The following is a 16064-nucleotide window of genomic DNA, read 5'->3' on the forward strand; positions in this document are numbered from 1 at the left end:
AGCCTCATGGAGCCTTGGCGAACGCTTTAGCAGTTGGGTTTAACGTCGCCCTGCAAGTAGTTCCATAACTCGGCGACAATTTGAATTCTATTCGAGCCGCGCCCTTGTTGCGCGCGCGCCGTCTTTTCACCCCTGTCTCGATGATCATCTTGTTTCGATTGCTCGCGCGCGTGCCGCTGCCCTGGATGCATGCGATCGGGGGCTGCATCGGGTGGCTGGTCTGGTGGATGGCGCCGGACTATCGCCGGCGCTTCAGGGAGAACGCCGAAGCGGCCGGCTTCACGCCCGAGCAGTACCGCCCGGCGATCGCCGCGGCAGGCAAGATGGTGGGGGAGCTTCCCCTGGTCTGGTCGCGGCCGCAGGGGCAGAGCCTGCTGCCGCACATCGTGCGCTGGGACGGCATCGAGGAATTCGAGGCCGCGCTCGCGGCACGAAAGGGCGTGATCCTCGTATCGCCGCACCTGGGCAGCTGGGAAACCTTCGGGCAGGCGGTGGGCGAGCGCTTCTTTGAAACCTACGGGCCGATCACTGCGCTCTTCCGTCCGGCGCGCAAGAGGTTCATGGCGGACCTGATCGCCGGTTCGCGCGACCGGCCCGGCCTGCAGACCTTGCCCACGACCGTGGCCGGCGTGCGCGGCCTGATCCGCACGCTGCGCAACGGCGGCTACACCGGCATCCTGCCGGACCAGGTGCCGCCGCTCGGGCAGGGCGTCTGGGCGCCGTTCTTCGGCCGGCCCGCCTACACGATGACGCTGCTCCCACGTCTCGCGCAGCAGACCGGCGCGCGCGTGTTCCTGGGCGTGTGCGAGCGGCTGCCGCGCGGCGCGGGCTATGCGATCCGCTTCGAGCCTTTCGACGGCACCGCGATGAGCGACCCCAAAGCCACGCCCGAGGCTGCCGCGACCGCGATGAACGAGGGCATCGAGCGACTGATCCGCGGCCTTCCGGGCCAGTACGTCTGGGACTACGCGCGCTACAAGCAGCCGCGCGATGAGGTCGTGACGGCCGACAGCCCGAAGGGGGCTGCATGAGCCGCCGGGCCGCCCCAAGGCGAATGCCGCAGCGCTGCTGCGCGGAGGCTACCCAATGAGCCTGACATCGCGGCTCGGCATTGGCTTCATGCGCGCACTGGCCCGTGTGCCGCTGCCCCTGGTGCGCGGCCTCGGCGCGGCAATGGGGCCGCTGTTGTACGTGCTCGCGAAACCTCGCCGGCGCGTCGTCGATGCCAATCTGGCGCTGTGCTTTCCCGAGAAGTCGGCCGCCGAGCGCAAGCGGATCGCGCGCGAGACCTTCGTCTACGTCGCCCAGTCCTGGCTCGACCGGGGCTGGCTCTGGCACGCACCGGAGCAGGTGGTGGCCAGCCGACTGAAGGTCGTGGGATCGGTGAGCGAGATCGACGCGCTCGCCAACGGTGATGAGCCGACCATCCTGTTCGCGCCGCACTTCTACGGCCTGGATGCGGCGGCCACGGCGCTCACGATGCGGACCTCGCGCCCCTCCACCACCATCTACACGACCCAGCGCGATCCGATGATCGACGAATGGGTCAGCCAGGGCCGCAGGCGCTTCGGCAACGTGACGACCCTGAATCGCGTCGACGGCATCAAGCCGATCATCGCGGCGCTTCGCAAGGGCGGTCTTCTGTACCTGCTCCCCGACATGGACTTCGGTCGCGACCAGACGGTGTTCGTGCCGTTCTATGGTGTGCAGGCGGCGACCATGCCCTCGCTCTCGCGATTCGCCCGGCTGGGTCGGGCGAAGGTGGTGCCGGTGATCTCGAAGCTCGTGAAGGGCGGCTACGAGATCGAGCTGCTGCCGGCATGGAAAGACTTCCCGACCGATGACGTGATGGCCGACACGGCCCTCATGAACAAGCGGCTCGAGCAGTACATCGACGCCATGCCCTCGCAGTACTACTGGGTGCACCGGCGCTTCAAGACGCGCCCCGAGGGCGAGCCTTCGGTGTATTGAGCTCGCCCCCAGGCTGCGCGCACTTCGTGTCGCTTCGCCAACCCCTTCCGGGGGCGACACCGGCGGCCCGGCGGAGCCGGTTCCACGGTGTCTCTGGGCTTTGGGGATTACCTGGGGCGTTCCAGGAAGGCCTTGATCTCGCCGGCGACGAGGTTCGGTTGCTCGTGGACCACCCAGTGGGTTGCATCGGGAATCCTCCGGATCTCGATCTGGGGCACGTACGCTTCGAGCCCTTCCAGCAGGCCCGGCAGCAGCGCCGCGTCGTCGAGCGCCCACAGCACCAGCGTAGGCACGGCGACCGTGAGGCGCTCGATGGGGAGTGTCGGGATCTGCGCGGTCTGGCCGGGCATGGCCGGCTTCAGCGGCGTGATGCGGTACAGGTTGCAGGCGCCGGTCAGGCCTGCGCGCCAGACCTCCCGGTACCGGTTCTTGACTTCCTCGGTCAGCCAGCCGTAGCCGTCGGGCCCGGCCTTCATCCGCTCGAAGAACGTCCACATCCGCCGGAAGTCGTCCTCGGCCAGCAGTGCTTCGGCGTCGGGCCGCGCGAGGAAGTTCATGTAGGCGCTCGCGGCCTGTTGCGCCGGGTTGTTCAGCAGCTCGCGCGCAAAGGTGCCGGGGTGCGGGGAATTGATGATGACCAGCTTCCCGAGCCGGTCGGCGTGCTGGTTCGCGTAGCCCCATCCGAAGGCGCCACCCCAATCGTGCGCCACGAGCACGTCGATCCGGCCTTGCGGGTTCTCGCTCGCGGCGAGCTCGGCGACATCCTGCACCAGCAGATGCGGGCGATAGGCGGCCACGTCGGTGGGCGAGCTCGATGCCTCGAATCCGCGCAGGTTCGGGGCGACGCAGCGGAAGCCGCCATTCTCGGGCCGCGCGAAATACTCGAGCAGTTCGTCCCAGATGAACGCGGCTTCGGGGAAGCCGTGCAGGAACATCATCAGCGGACGCCCCGCGGCGCCCGACGCGCGGCAGCTGAGCGTGGTGCCGTTGGGCAATGCGCGGGTGAAAGTCTCGATCACGGGTGGTCTCCTTGGTTGCTCTGTCGGATGAGGCGCCCGGCGACCGTGGATTCAGTCTCCCTGGGCTGCCGGCCCCGGTTCGCCTGCCTGGCCGGGTTCTTCGGGGTGGGTCCAGCGCCACAGCAATTCGGCCGCCTCGTCGACGCCCTGCTGCTTCAGCGCGGAGAACAGTTTGACCTCTCCGCCGCCGGCTTGCAGTCGCACGATCGACAGCACCTTGGCGCCTTCGGAGCGTGTGAGCTTGTCGGCCTTGGTGAGCAGCACGAGGAACTTGAGGCCCTGTTCGACGCGCGGGCGGATCACTTCGAGCAGGATCTCGTCGAGCTCGGTGAGGCCGAGCCGCGGGTCGCACATCAGCACCACGCCGCGCAGGTTCTCGCGCGTCATCAGGTAGTTGCCCATCACGCGCTGCCAGCGCAGCTTGGCTTCGCGTGGGACCGCCGCGTAGCCGTAGCCCGGAAGGTCGGCGAGCACCGCATCGTCGACCTTCTGCTTGCCGACGCCGAACAGGTTGATGTGCTGCGTGCGCCCGGGCGTCTTCGACGCGAAGGCCAGGCGGGTCTGCTGCGTGAGCGTGTTGATCGCGGTGGACTTGCCCGCGTTGGAGCGGCCGACGAAGGCGATTTCCGGCAGGTCGATCTGCGGCAGGTGCTCGAGCTGCGGTGCGCTCATGAGGAAATGAGCCGTATGCAGCCAGCCGCGCGCAGTGCGGGTGCGTTCGGCCGCCGCCGGGTCGACGGCGGATTTCGTGCGGGAGGCGGAGGCCGGCTTGCGCGGCGGGGTGGTCATCGATGGGCTTTCTTTGCGGGGCGCCATTGTAGAATTGCCCGGTTTTGCGCCATAAATTCGAGCCCCCGATATGAAGTTGTTTGCCAATTTTCTGCTTGCGGCCTTTCTGAGCGCCGTCGTCAACGTCAGCTTTGCGGCCGGCGAGACAACCGAAAAGCCGGCCGCTGCGGCGCCCGCCAAGAAGCCTGACCCGGCGAAAGGCGAAGCACTCTTCACCACGGCGCCTCCCAATGGCGCGGCCTGTGCTTCCTGCCACAACGCAGACGGCAACTCCGCGATCGCGACCAACCCCAAGCTGGCGCAGCAGCACCCCGAATACATCTTCAAGCAGCTCCAGGACTTCCAGTCCGGCAAGCGCAAGAGCGCCATCATGAAGCCGATGGTGGCGTCGCTGTCCGAGGAGGACATGCGCAACATCGCGGCGTTCGTGGGCTCGAAGAAGGTCAAGACCGGCTTCGCCAAGGAAAAGGACCTCGTCACGCTCGGCGAGAAGATCTTCCGCGGCGGCCTGGCCGATCGCCAGATTCCCGCCTGCGCGGGCTGCCACAGCCCCGACGGCGCAGGCATCCCGTCGCAATATCCGCGCCTGGGCGGCCAGCATGCCGACTACACGGTGCAGCAGCTCACGCTGTTTCGCGACGGCGCCCGGCTGAACTCGCCGCAGATGACCGGCGTCACCGCCAAGCTCAGCGATCGCGAGATCAAGGCCGTGGCCGACTACATCGCCGGGCTGCGATGAATCCCCGCGGTTCGCCCGTGAACTAACCGCCGATAACAAACCCCAAACAGGCGGGCCGATCCAGCGAGGATGGCCCGCCTGTTTGCTTTTCGAGAGTTCGCTCCCCATGTCGGTCTACACCCACGGTCTTCGAGTCCACCACGGTCCCCGCGCGGCCCGGGCGGCGGTGGAGTTGCTCTCGTCGATGCGCTTCGCGATCACGTTGCTGACCGTCATCTGTATTGCGTCGATCATCGGGACCGTGCTCAAGCAGCATGAACCGATCAACAACTACATCAATCAGTTCGGGCCGTTCTGGGCCGAGCTTTTCCGGACGGCGCGGCTCGATTCGATCTACAGCGCCTGGTGGTTCCTGCTGATCCTCGCGTTCCTGGTGATCAGCACCTCGCTGTGCATCGCACGCAATACGCCGCGCATCGTTGCGGACCTGCGAACCTACAAGGAAGGCATCCGCGTGCAGGGCCTGCGGGCCTTCGGGCAGCGCGCCGAGACGGTTCTTGGCGAGACGCCCGACGCCGCTGCGAATCGCATCGGGCAGCTTCTGGCGAGCGGCGGATGGAAAGTCAAGCTGCAGCACCGCGAGGGCGACGGCTGGATGGTCGCTGCACGCGCGGGCGGCGCGCACAAGCTCGGCTACATCGCAGCGCACGGCGCGATCGTGCTGGTGTGCCTGGGCGGCCTGCTCGATGGCGACCTGATCGTGCGTGCACAGACGTGGTTCAACGGCAAGAGCATCTACACGGGTGGCGGGTTGATCGCCGACGTACCGCCCCAGCACCGTCTGTCGCCGAACAACCCGACCTTCCGCGGCAACATCCTGGTGCCCGAAGGCGGGCAGTCGGCGGTCGCGATCCTCAACCAGTCGGACGGCGTGCTGCTGCAGGAACTGCCGTTCTCGATCGAGCTGAAGAAGTTCATCGTCGACTACTACTCGACCGGCATGCCCAAGCTGTTCGCGAGCGAAGTCGTGCTGCACGATCGCGAGACCGGCGAACAGGTCCCCGTGCGCATCGAAGTGAACCATCCGGCGAGCTACAAGGGCATCGAGATCTACCAGTCGAGCTTCGACGACGGCGGTTCGAGCGTGAAGCTCAAGGCCGTTCCGATGGCTGCGGCCGCCAAGCCCTTCGAGGTCGAAGGCATCATCGGCAACAGCACCGAGATCACCAACGGCACCGATCGGCTCACGCTCGAATACACCGCACTGCGCGTGATCAACGTCGAGAACTTCGGCGAAAGTGCCAACGGTGCGATGACCAGCGGTGCCGACGTGCGCAAGGTCGACCTTCGCGGCGAGCTCGAATCGCGGCTCGGCGCCGCCAACAAGACGAACAAGCCGAAGGTGCTGCGCAACATCGGGCCCAGCATCGGCTACAAGCTGCGCGACGCAGCGGGGCAGGCGCGCGAATTCCAGAACTACATGGTGCCGGTCGACACCGGCGACGGGCAGCCGGTGTTCCTGCTCGGCGTGCGCGAGCGGCCGGACGAGCCCTTCCGCTACCTTCGCGTTCCTGCCGACGACAGGGGCACGATGGACGACTTCGTGCGCATGCGCGAGACGCTGGCGGACGGCGCGGCGCGCTCGCGCGCCATCGACCGCTACATCGCGCGCGCGACCGATCCCAAGCGGCCGGAGCTCGCCGAGCAGCTTCGTGTTTCGGCCGGTCGCGCCCTCGCGCTCTTCGCCGGCGCGGAGCGCGCCAAGGCCAATGCGGTCAGCACCGGCGGCTGGCAGGCCATTGCCGAATTCATGGAAGCCAACGTGCCGGAAGGCGAGCGGGAGCGCGCGGGTGCGGTGCTGGTGCGGATCCTCAACGACGTGCTCTTCGAGGTGCTCAACGTGAGCCGCGAGAAGGCGGGCCTCGCGGCGCTGCCTGCCGATGAAAAGACGCAGGCCTATCTCACGCAGGCGGTGCTGGCGATCAGCGATGCGCACTTCTACCCGGCGCCGGTGGCGATGATGATGACGGACTTCAAGCAGGTGCAGGCCAGCGTCTTCCAGGTGGCGCGTGCCCCCGGCAAGAACATCGTCTATCTGGGCTGCCTGTTGCTGATCATCGGCATTTTTGCCATGCTCTACATCCGCGAGCGCCGACTCTGGGTGTGGCTCGCGAAGGACGGCACATCCGCGGACGGCACCGCGGCCACCATGGCCTTCTCGGTCAACCGCAAGACCATGGACAGCGATCGCGAATTCGAGCACCTCAAGGACAAGCTGCTCGCCATCAGGAAAGACACCGCGTCATGACCACCACCACCCTCACGCTCAATGACAGCTGGCTCTCGCGGCGCAGCGTGTTCGACTGGGTCTTCGCCGTGTTCGTGCTCGCTGGCGGCCTCTTCGCCTTCTCGCATTACGCGGCGTCGATGGACTACTACGAGAAGACCATCCTGGTCGCGGCGGTGGCCGCGGCCATCTGGCTCGGCTGGTTCTGGCGTCCGCTGCGGGTGCTCGCGATCGTGGTGGCCGGCGCGTCGCTGCTGGCGATTGCGTCCTACCAGGGCGATCTGGCGCGCGCCGACTCCGTCTTCTGGCTCAAGTACTTCCTGTCGAGCCAGTCGGCCATCCTCTGGATGAGCGTGCTCTTCTTCATGAGCACGCTGTTCTACTGGATCGGCTTTCTTGTCGCCGGGCAGGGCGACACCATGGAGCTCATCGGCTCGCGTCTCGCGTGGGCCGCCGTGACCATGGCGCTGATCGGCACGATGGTTCGCTGGTACGAGAGCCATCAACTCGGTCCGGACATCGGGCACATCCCGGTCAGCAACCTGTATGAGGTCTTCGTCCTCTTCTGCTGGCTGACGGCGGCGTTCTATCTCTATTTCGAATCGCGCTATCGCACCCGTGCCCTGGGCGCGTTCGTGATGCTGGTGGTCAGCGCGGCGGTCGGCTTTCTGCTCTGGTACACGCTGGTGCGCGATGCGCACGAGATCCAGCCGCTGGTGCCGGCGCTGCAAAGCTGGTGGATGAAGCTGCACGTGCCTGCCAACTTCATCGGCTACGGAACCTTCTCGCTCTCCGCGATGGTGGCATTCGCCTACCTGATCAAGGAGCAGGCCGAGGAGACGCGCTGGTACAAGTTGACGCCGATCTGGCTGTTCGGCGTCGCGCTGTGCTTCGTGCCGGTGGCGTTCCGCCAGCGCGCGCAGGAAGCCGGTGGAAGCTACTGGGTGGGCTATGCGGTCATCTCGGCGCTGATCGCGGCGGGCATCCTGCTTGGGCGCCGGCGCATCGCGGCGCGCTTGCCGTCCAACGAGGTGCTGGACGACGTGATGTACAAGTCCATCACCGTCGGCTTTGCGTTCTTCACCATCGCCACGGTGCTCGGCGCGCTGTGGGCGGCCGATGCGTGGGGTGGCTACTGGAGCTGGGACCCCAAGGAAACCTGGGCGCTGATCGTCTGGCTCAACTATGCGGCCTGGTTGCACATGCGGCTGGTGAAAGGCCTGCGCGGAACGGTCGCGGCCTGGTGGGCGCTCGGCGGGCTGGCGGTCACGACCTTCGCCTTCCTGGGCGTCAACATGTTCCTGAGCGGCCTGCACAGCTACGGCACCCTCTAGCGGGAACGGCGAATCGGCGTGAACTGAATCCGGATCGCGCGTAACCAAATCGAGGCTGGCAACGAATCTATCCTTGCACGGCAGTTTCTGGTGAAAGGCGATCCATGCTGATTCAATCCCGCGACAGCGGCTTCATTCATCCCAATTCGAGCGAAATCACGCCGCGCGGCGTCTACGAGGGACGTCGCGACATGCTCAAGTGGCTGGCGACCGGCGTTGCCGGCGCCGCGATGGCGTCATGGGCATCGCGCGACGCGCTTGCACAGGCGGCCGGACCCGGAAAGCTGCCGCCGCTCCACGGCGCCAAGTCGGCCGTTCCGGGCGCGCAGACGATGGAAAAGCTGACCGACTACAAGGACGCCACCAGCTACAACAACTACTACGAGTTCGGCACCGACAAGGGCGACCCGGTCAAGAACGCCGGCGCGCTCAAGACCCGTCCGTGGACCGTCGAGGTCGAAGGGCTCGTCAACAAGCCCGGCAAGTTCGGCATCGAGGACCTGATCAAGCTCAGTGCGCAGGAAGAGCGCATCTACCGGCTGCGCTGCGTGGAGGGCTGGTCCATGGTGATCCCCTGGGTCGGCTATTCGCTGGCCGAGCTGATCAAGCGGGTGGAGCCGCAGGGCAGCGCCAAGTACGTCGAGTTCGTGACGCTGGCGGACCCGAAGACCATGCCGTACGTTGGGTCGCGCATCCTCGACTGGCCCTATACCGAAGGGTTGCGCATGGACGAAGCGATGCATCCGCTCACGCTCCTGACGTTCGGCATGTACGGCGAGGTGCTGCCCAACCAGAACGGCGCACCGGTGCGCATCGTGGTGCCGTGGAAATACGGCTTCAAGAGCGGCAAGTCGATCGTCAAGATCCGCTTCGTCGAGAAGGAGCCGGGCACCGCGTGGAACAAGGCTGCGGCGCAGGAATACGGGTTCTATTCGAACGTCAACCCCAACGTCGATCATCCGAGGTGGAGTCAGGCCACCGAGCGCCGCATCGGCGATGGCGGCGGCCTCTTTGCCAAGCGCACCAAGACGCTGCTGTTCAACGGCTACGAGGCGCAGGTCGGCCAGCTCTACGCGGGCATGGACCTGAAGAAGTACTACTGACCCGGGCCGTGCCGTGAACAAGCTTCTGATGCACCCGGCGGCCAAGCCGGTCGTCTTCGTGCTTTGCCTTCTGCCGTTCGCGTGGCTGTTCTACGGCGCGCTCACCGACGGCCTCGGCGCGAACCCGGCGGAGCACCTGATCCGCTCGACAGGCGACTGGACACTTCGCTTCATCTGCATCGTGCTGGCCGTCACGCCGTTGCGGGTCATCACCAAGACCAACGCGCTGGCGCGCTTGCGCCGGATGCTGGGGCTCTTCGCCTACTTCTACGTCGTCGTCCATCTGCTCAGCTACAGCTGGTTCGACATGGGCTTCGAGCTGCAGGACATCGCCAAGGACATCGCCAAGCGGCCGTTCATCCTGGTGGGCTTCAGCGGCTTCCTGCTGCTCACGCCGCTGGCTGCCACGTCGTTCAATCGCGCGATCAAGGCGCTCGGCGCAAAGCGCTGGCAACTGCTTCATCGGCTGGTCTACCTGATTGCGGGCCTGGGCCTCTTGCACTTCTTCTGGATGCGGGCGGGCAAGAACAACTTCAGCGAAGTCTTCGTTTATGCCGCGATCATCGGCGTCCTGCTCGCATGGCGGGTGTGGAATTTCGCCGGCAAGAAGAAGCAGCAGCCGGCACGCCCGATGGGCGTGCGGCCGCAGCCGACCGACTGACTCGGCCGCCGCGGCGTATCGCTCAATCTTCGAATCGTTCCGCGCGCAACTGGTCGTCGAGCGTTTCGCGGCGGCGGATGAGCGTGGCACGCTCGCCGCTGACCAGCACTTCGGCCGCGCGGCCGCGTGTGTTGTAGTTGCTCGCCATCGCCATGCAGTACGCGCCAGCCGAGAGCACGGCGAGGAGGTCGCCCTGTTCGACCCGCAGCGCGCGGTCGCGCCCGATCCAGTCGCCGCTTTCGCACACCGGACCGACTACGTCGTAGAGGACGGGTGATCCATCCTGTCGATCCTTCACCGGAACGATCTGGTGGAAAGCCCGGTACATCGCCGGCCGGGGCAGATCGTTCATCGCTGCATCGACGATGCAGAAGTTCTTCTCTTCGCCTGGCTTGGTGTAGAGCACCTCCGTGACGCAGACACCGGCATTGCCCACCAGCGAACGGCCGGGTTCGACGATGAGCCGCCGCTGCCCGAAGCCGCGCGCATCGAGGCGTGCCAGCATCTGCCGCCAGAGCGCATCGGCGCCGGGTGGTGTGTCGCCGTTGTAGTCGATGCCCAGGCCACCGCCGAAGTCGATGTGGTGGAGCCGGATGCCGGTCTTCTCGATCGCCTCGACAAGATCGAGCACGCGCTCCAGCGCCTCGAGATAGGGCGACACGTCGGTGATCTGCGAGCCGATATGGCAGTCGATGCCGACCACTTGGAGGCCCTTGAGGGAAGCGGCGTGCTGATAGATCGCCACCGCGCGGTCGTGGGCCACGCCGAACTTGTTGCCCTTCAGGCCGGTCGAGATGTAGGGGTGCGTCTTCGGATCGACGTTGGGATTGATCCGCACGCTGATGGCTGCGCGCCGGCCTTCCTCGAGCGCGACCGCATTGAGCACCTCGAGCTCGGCCTCGCTTTCGACGTTGAAGCAGCCGATGCCGGCGGCGAGCGCCTGCCGCATCTCGGCGCGCGTCTTGCCGACCCCGGAAAAAATCACTTTGGCCGGATCGGCGCCCGCCGCGAGCACACGCGCGAGTTCGCCGCCGGAGACGATGTCGAAGCCGCAGCCCGCTTCCGCGAAGACGCGCAGAACGCCGAGCGAGGAATTGGCCTTGATCGCATAGCAGACCATGGCATCGCGGCCCTCGAAGCCGCGTTGATAGGCTGCGAGTGCATCGAGCATCCATTGCTTCGAATAGACGAAGAGGGGGTGCCGTGCTCGCGTGCAAGAGAGGCAAGGGAAACGGATTCGACCTGCAGGTCGCCGTTCTTGCGTGCGATGTGCGGATGTCCCGGAAGACGTGCCGGCTGACTCATTTGTTGGCTCCGGTGGATGCCGGAGCATCTTTTTCGTTTTGCGAGGCTGGAGCCTGCGCGGGCTTCGTCGGCGTCTCGGTCGTGGTGCGGCCGGGTATCAGGACCTGAGGCAGGGTGGCGCGATCCTTTGCGGCGGGATCGGTCGGCAAATACAGCGGACCCTTCTGACCACAGCCGGACAAACCGACCCCAACGAGTGCGAGGCCAATGGCGCTCACTAAAATTTGGCGAACAGACATGGCGAAATTGTAGATATGACCGACCCCGAGTACATGGATCGCGCCGAGGCCGCGCTGGCCGCGATCGAACGCAGTTGCGATCGCATCAACGATGTGACCGACGCCGACATCGACAATCAGCGCGTGGGTGGAATGATCACGATCACCTTCCGCAACGGCAGCCAGTTGATCGTCAACCTGCAGAAGCCGCTGCAGGAAATCTGGCTTGCGGCGCGCTCCGGTGGCTACCACTACCGCCATGACGGCAATGCCTGGGTCGACACCAAGACGCGCGAGGAGCTCTTCGGCAACCTCACGCGCGAAGCGACCCTGCAGGCCGGGCAGCCGCTGACGTTTTCCGCCGGTTGATCAGTTCCGGAACAGATCGAGGATCTTGCTGCGTTCTTCGGGCGGCGGTGGCGCACCGATCGGCGGCGCCGAGATCGCCTCGGCCGGCGGCGTCGGGCCGGACTCGACACCCAGGCTCGCGACGCCGCGGCCCGGTGCGTAGTCGTCGTAGTACCACTCGCCGCCGACACTGACCACGCCGGCCGGCGCGGGCACCTCGGCCACCGGAACACCCTTGATCGCCGTTTCCATGTAGGTGATCCAGATCGGCAGGGCCAGGCCGCCGCCGGTCTCCTTGTCGCCGAGCTTGCGCGGCGTGTCGTAGCCGATCCACGCGACCGCGGCCATCGTCGGCTGGAATCCGGCGAACCATGCATCCAGCGAGTCGTTCGTGGTGCCGGTCTTGCCATAGATATCGGTACGCTTGAGCGTCGCCTGCGCCTTGGCTGCCGTGCCGCCGCTCGCGACCGACTGCAGCAGGCTGTCCATGATGAAGGCATTGCGCTGCGGGATTGCGCGCATCGACTCGTTGAGCAGGGGCGGCTGCCGGTCGACCAGCACCCTGTCCTTGTGGTCGGTCACGCGCGTCACAAGGTACGGGTTCACGCGGTAGCCGCCATTGGCGAAGACTGAATAGGCGGTCACCATCTGCATCGGCGTGACCGAGCCGGCGCCGAGTGCCATCGGGAGATAGGCGGGATGCTTCTCGCGCTCGAAGCCGAAGTTCGTGATCCAGTCCTGCGCGTAGCGCGTCCCGATCGACTGCAGGATGCGGATCGAGACCATGTTCTTCGACTTCATCAGCGCGCGCCGCATCGGCATCGGGCCTTCGAACTGGCCGTCATAGTTCTTCGGCTCCCACGGTTGGCCACCCGTGGTGCCGGCGTCGAAGAACAGTGGCGCGTCATTGATGACCGTGCTGGGCGTGAAACCCTTCTCGAGCGCGGCGGAGTAGATGAAGGGCTTGAAGCTGGATCCGGGCTGGCGCCAGGCCTGCGTGACGTGATTGAACTTGTTCTTGTCGAAGTCGAAGCCGCCGACCATGGCCTTCACCGCGCCGTCACGCGGATCCGTGGCGACGAACGCACCTTCGACTTCCGGCAACTGCGTGATCTCCCAGCTGCCCTTCGGCGTCTTCACGACGCGGATGACCGCACCGCGGCGGATCCTGATGTTGGGCGGCGCCTTGTCCGAAAGCCCGGACTGGGCGGGCTTCAGGCCTTCGCCGACGATCTGGACCGCATCGCCGTTGGCACGGACTGCGTTGATCTCCTTGGCATTGGCCTTGAGCACCACGGCCGACATCACGTCGCCGTTGTCGGGGTGCTCGGCCAGCGCGTCGTCCACGGCTTCGTCGAGCTCCTTGGGGTCGTTGGGGAGGTCGACGAACTTCTCGGGGCCGCGGTAGATCTGGCGGCGCTCGTAGTCCATGATGCCCTTCCGAAGCGCTCGATAGGCTGCGGCCTGATCGGCAGCGACCAGTGTCGTGTAGACCTTGAGGCCGCGCGTGTACGTGCTGTCGCCGTACTGCGCATACATCAGTTGGCGAACCGTTTCGGCGACGTATTCGGCATGCAGCCGCGAGGGGTCGGCCGCGTCGCGCAGATGGAGATCTTCCTTCTTTGCCTGCGCCGCCTGCTCCGCCGTGATGAAGCCGGCTTCCTGCATGCGGTCGATCACATAGAGCTGCCGTGCACGTGCGCGCGCAGGGTTGTTGACGGGGTTGTTGGCGCCCGGCGCCTTCGGCAGGCCGGCCAGCATCGCCGCCTGCGCGATCGTGATGTCCTGGAGCGGCTTGCCGAAATAGGCTTCGGAGGCCGCCGCGAATCCGTATGACCGATTGCCCAGATAGATCTGGTTCAAATAGATTTCGAGAATCTGGTCCTTTGTCAGGAGGTGCTCCAGCTTGAAGGTCAGAAGAACTTCATAGACTTTTCGGGTCAGTGTTTTTTCGGAGCTCAGGTAAACATTTCGCGCTACCTGCATCGTGATGGTCGATGCGCCCTGGCTTTTCACGCGATTCAGGTTCGCGATTCCGGCGCGCAGCATTCCCTTGTAATCGACGCCGCCGTGGTCATAGAAGCGCGCGTCTTCGGCAGCGAGCACTGCGTCCTTCATGACCTTGGGAACGGTGGAAATCGGCGTCAGATTTCGCCGCTCCTCGCCGAACTCGCCGATCAATATTCCCTCGGACGAGAACACACGCAACGGCAGCTTCGGCCGATAGTCCGACAGCTCTGAAATATCGGGAAGATTGGGATAGGCCACCGCGAGCGCGACGGCGATGATGCACACGATGGCGACTGCGCCGGCCGCTGCGATCCCCAAGGCCCACAGTACGATCCGCATCACCCATGTCAGCCACGTCGCGCGTTGAGGAGGAGGGGCTTTTGCGGGCCCTTTGGTTCGGGATGTTTCGGGCATTGAGGCGATCGGAGTCTGCGACCATTATAAAAACGCGGTCCTTGGTGAGGTCCGGTCCGTAGCGGTTAGGACCCAAGTACTCTTATTTGTGACGAAAGTTGCAGAAGGGAACTGTTACGTCGACTTTTGACAACGATTGGCACTGCGGTCGGGATTCGGCGCTTGGTTGGCATTGCGCCTTGCTGCTAGCATGCAACCACACGCAAATTTTTCCAATCGTTACAAACGGATGGGATTGAACTTGATTGACCTGGGATCGTTATTTCGCCGTCAGCCCGCGCCTCTGCTCGGGCTGGACGTCAGTTCTTCCAGCGTCAAGCTTGTCGAACTCGGCCGCGACGCAAGCGGCAAGCTCGTGCTTGAGCGTTGCGCCATCGAGCCGCTGGAGCGCGGATGGATCACCGATGGCAACGTGGAGAAGTTCGACGAGGTGGCCGAGGCTGTGCGGCGCGTGGTGCGCAAGAGCGGCACCCGTACCAAGAACGTGGCCCTGGCGCTGCCCCCATCCGCGGTCATCACCAAGAAGATTGTTCTGCCCGGTGGCATGAGCGAGCAGGAACTCGAGATTCAGGTCGAGTCCGAAGCCAACCAATACATTCCCTTTTCGCTGGACGAGGTGAGCCTCGATTTCTGCGTGATGGGACAAAGCGCGACCTCCGCCGGCGATGTCGAAGTCCTGATCGCCGCCTCGCGCAAGGAAAAGGTTCAGGATCGTCAAGGCCTTGCCGAAGCGTCGGGACTGAAGGCCGTGATCCTCGATGTCGAATCCTATGCATCGCGTCTCGCGACCGCGCGTTTGATCGAACAGTTGCCAGGCCAGGGACACGATGCCGTCGTGGCCTTGTTCGAGGTGGGTGCATTCACCACCAGCATGCAGGTGCTGAAGAACCAGGAAGTGCTGTATGACCGCGACCAGGCTTTCGGCGGCGCGCAGCTCACCCAGCTTATCGTTCGCCAGTACGGCTTCTCCGCTGAAGAGGCCGAAGCCAAGAAGCGCAGCGGCGACCTGCCCGAAGACTACGGCGCGGGTGTGCTCAAGCCTTTCGTGGCGAGCATTGCGCAAGAAATCGCGCGCGCCCTTCAGTTCTTCTTCACGAGCACGCCGCACAACCGCGTCGACTACGTGCTGCTGGCGGGAGGCTCCGCATCGTTGCCCGGCCTCACCAGCGCCGTCACGCGCCAGACCTCGTTTGCGTGTTCGCTCGTGAATCCGTTCGACGGCATGGAAATCGGCAGCGCCATTCGCGAGAAGAAGGTGCGTCGTGAGGCTCCGTCCTATCTGACGTCCTGCGGCCTCGCGATGCGGAGGTTCCTGCAGTGATCCTCATCAACCTTCTTCCCCATCGCGAGGCGGCGCGCAAGCGTCGTCGCGAGACCTTCTACGCGACCCTGGGCTTGGCCGCGGTCGCCGGAGTGCTGGTCGCCGGTGCCGCCTATCTCTGGTTCCAGGCGCAAATCTCCAATCAGCAGGAGAAGAACAACATCCTGCAGTCGGCGATCACCAAGCTGGATGCGGAGATCAAGGAAATTTCGACACTGCAGGCGGAGATCGCCGCCCTGCGCGCGCGTCAGCAGGCCGTGGAAGACCTTCAGGGTGATCGCAACATGCCCGTGCACCTGCTGAACGAGCTCGTTCGCCAGCTGCCCGACGGGGTCTACCTGACCAGCATGAAGCAGGAAAACCAGACGGTCACGCTGCAAGGCATGGCCCAGTCCAATGAGCGCGTCTCCGAGCTGCTGCGCAATCTCGGTAACAACAGTCCGTGGCTGGTGAAGCCTGAGTTGGTCGAGATCACGTCGACCAATATCAACCTGAGTCCCCGCGATCAGCGCCGCGTCGCCAACTTCACGATGCGCATCGGCCTGAAGCGGCCCACCGATGCTCAGAAGCCGGCCGGCGCGGCCGCACCGGCAGCCAAGGGGTAA

Annotated in this window: 14 protein-coding genes and 1 pseudogene; 10 read left to right on the forward strand and 5 right to left on the reverse strand. The window is 65.2% G+C overall.

What is annotated here, in order from left to right:
- Window positions 1-107: 107 nt before the first annotated feature.
- Both ACQ858_RS03065 and ACQ858_RS03070 read left to right on the forward strand, forming a co-directional pair.
- Entirely contained in the window at window positions 108-1031 is a 924-nt protein-coding gene (locus ACQ858_RS03065) for a lysophospholipid acyltransferase family protein (RefSeq protein WP_431276772.1), read from the forward strand.
- A gap of 55 nt (window positions 1032-1086) precedes the next feature.
- Window positions 1087-1971: a lysophospholipid acyltransferase family protein gene (locus tag ACQ858_RS03070; protein WP_431275366.1), complete on the forward strand. Its 885-nt coding sequence runs from the start codon at window positions 1087-1089 to the stop codon at window positions 1969-1971.
- 107 nt (window positions 1972-2078) lie between these two features.
- Here the strand turns inward: ACQ858_RS03070 and ACQ858_RS03075 are convergent, their stop codons facing one another.
- Both ACQ858_RS03075 and yihA read right to left on the reverse strand, forming a co-directional pair.
- Window positions 2079-2990 carry an alpha/beta fold hydrolase gene (locus ACQ858_RS03075; protein ID WP_431275367.1) on the reverse strand — a complete coding sequence of 304 codons (912 nt, stop codon included), beginning with the start codon at window positions 2988-2990 and terminating at the stop codon, window positions 2079-2081.
- Window positions 2991-3041: 51 nt separating this feature from the next.
- Entirely contained in the window at window positions 3042-3779 is a 738-nt protein-coding gene (gene yihA, locus ACQ858_RS03080) for a ribosome biogenesis GTP-binding protein YihA/YsxC (RefSeq protein ID WP_431275368.1), read from the reverse strand.
- Window positions 3780-3849: 70 nt separating this feature from the next.
- Between yihA and ACQ858_RS03085 the strand changes: the two genes are divergently transcribed.
- The 5 genes from ACQ858_RS03085 (at window position 3850) to ACQ858_RS03105 (ending at window position 9843) form a co-directional block, all read left to right on the forward strand.
- Window positions 3850-4518 carry a c-type cytochrome gene (locus ACQ858_RS03085; RefSeq protein ID WP_431275369.1) on the forward strand — a complete coding sequence of 223 codons (669 nt, stop codon included), beginning with the start codon at window positions 3850-3852 and terminating at the stop codon, window positions 4516-4518.
- Window positions 4519-4624: 106 nt separating this feature from the next.
- Window positions 4625-6766, forward strand: a complete 2142-nt coding sequence (locus ACQ858_RS03090; protein ID WP_431275370.1) for a cytochrome c biogenesis protein ResB — start codon at window positions 4625-4627, stop codon at window positions 6764-6766.
- Window positions 6763-8079: a c-type cytochrome biogenesis protein CcsB gene (gene ccsB, locus ACQ858_RS03095; protein WP_431275371.1), complete on the forward strand. Its 1317-nt coding sequence runs from the start codon at window positions 6763-6765 to the stop codon at window positions 8077-8079. The genes ACQ858_RS03090 and ccsB overlap by 4 nt, the downstream gene beginning before the upstream one ends.
- A 104-nt stretch (window positions 8080-8183) precedes the next feature.
- On the forward strand, window positions 8184-9182 hold the full coding sequence (gene msrP / locus ACQ858_RS03100) for a protein-methionine-sulfoxide reductase catalytic subunit MsrP (protein WP_431275372.1): 999 nt from the start codon (window positions 8184-8186) through the stop codon (window positions 9180-9182).
- A gap of 13 nt (window positions 9183-9195) precedes the next feature.
- Window positions 9196-9843, forward strand: coding sequence for a sulfite oxidase heme-binding subunit YedZ (locus ACQ858_RS03105; RefSeq protein ID WP_431275373.1), 648 nt, complete (start codon window positions 9196-9198; stop codon window positions 9841-9843).
- Window positions 9844-9865: 22 nt separating this feature from the next.
- Here ACQ858_RS03105 and lysA read toward each other — a convergent pair.
- Both lysA and lptM read right to left on the reverse strand, forming a co-directional pair.
- A pseudogene (gene lysA / locus ACQ858_RS03110) lies at window positions 9866-11148 on the reverse strand (diaminopimelate decarboxylase).
- The gene (lptM, locus tag ACQ858_RS03115) at window positions 11145-11387 is read right to left on the reverse strand and encodes an LPS translocon maturation chaperone LptM (protein WP_431275374.1); all 243 of its coding nucleotides are present in this window, start codon (window positions 11385-11387) and stop codon (window positions 11145-11147) included. Before lptM ends, lysA begins: the two are co-directional and overlap by 4 nt.
- A gap of 15 nt (window positions 11388-11402) precedes the next feature.
- Between lptM and cyaY the strand changes: the two genes are divergently transcribed.
- On the forward strand, window positions 11403-11735 hold the full coding sequence (cyaY, locus tag ACQ858_RS03120; RefSeq protein ID WP_431275375.1) for an iron donor protein CyaY: 333 nt from the start codon (window positions 11403-11405) through the stop codon (window positions 11733-11735).
- Here the strand turns inward: cyaY and ACQ858_RS03125 are convergent, their stop codons facing one another.
- Window positions 11736-14138 (reverse strand): penicillin-binding protein 1A, encoded by a 2403-nt coding sequence (locus ACQ858_RS03125; RefSeq protein ID WP_431275376.1) that lies wholly within the window; start codon window positions 14136-14138, stop codon window positions 11736-11738.
- A gap of 241 nt (window positions 14139-14379) precedes the next feature.
- On the opposite strand from ACQ858_RS03125, the gene ACQ858_RS03130 reads away from it, so the two are divergent.
- Window positions 14380-15459, forward strand: coding sequence for a pilus assembly protein PilM (locus ACQ858_RS03130; RefSeq protein WP_431276773.1), 1080 nt, complete (start codon window positions 14380-14382; stop codon window positions 15457-15459).
- Window positions 15456-16064 carry a PilN domain-containing protein gene (locus tag ACQ858_RS03135; protein ID WP_431275377.1) on the forward strand — a complete coding sequence of 203 codons (609 nt, stop codon included), beginning with the start codon at window positions 15456-15458 and terminating at the stop codon, window positions 16062-16064. Before ACQ858_RS03130 ends, ACQ858_RS03135 begins: the two co-directional genes overlap by 4 nt.

Source organism: Variovorax ureilyticus, from assembly GCF_050632185.1.
GTDB lineage: Bacteria > Pseudomonadota > Gammaproteobacteria > Burkholderiales > Burkholderiaceae_C > Variovorax > Variovorax ureilyticus_A.

What these genes read in the sequence shown, in the direction of transcription:
- yihA (WP_431275368.1), bottom strand. Translation starts at nt 3,779, where the DNA reads ATGACCACCCCGCCGCGCAAGCCGGCCTCCGCCTCCCGCACGAAATCC.
- msrP (WP_431275372.1), top strand. Translation starts at nt 8,184, where the DNA reads ATGCTGATTCAATCCCGCGACAGCGGCTTCATTCATCCCAATTCGAGC.
- ACQ858_RS03070 (WP_431275366.1), top strand. Translation starts at nt 1,087, where the DNA reads ATGAGCCTGACATCGCGGCTCGGCATTGGCTTCATGCGCGCACTGGCC.
- lptM (WP_431275374.1), bottom strand. Translation starts at nt 11,387, where the DNA reads ATGTCTGTTCGCCAAATTTTAGTGAGCGCCATTGGCCTCGCACTCGTT.
- ACQ858_RS03090 (WP_431275370.1), top strand. Translation starts at nt 4,625, where the DNA reads ATGTCGGTCTACACCCACGGTCTTCGAGTCCACCACGGTCCCCGCGCG.
- ccsB (WP_431275371.1), top strand. Translation starts at nt 6,763, where the DNA reads ATGACCACCACCACCCTCACGCTCAATGACAGCTGGCTCTCGCGGCGC.
- ACQ858_RS03125 (WP_431275376.1), bottom strand. Translation starts at nt 14,138, where the DNA reads ATGCCCGAAACATCCCGAACCAAAGGGCCCGCAAAAGCCCCTCCTCCT.
- cyaY (WP_431275375.1), top strand. Translation starts at nt 11,403, where the DNA reads ATGACCGACCCCGAGTACATGGATCGCGCCGAGGCCGCGCTGGCCGCG.
- ACQ858_RS03085 (WP_431275369.1), top strand. Translation starts at nt 3,850, where the DNA reads ATGAAGTTGTTTGCCAATTTTCTGCTTGCGGCCTTTCTGAGCGCCGTC.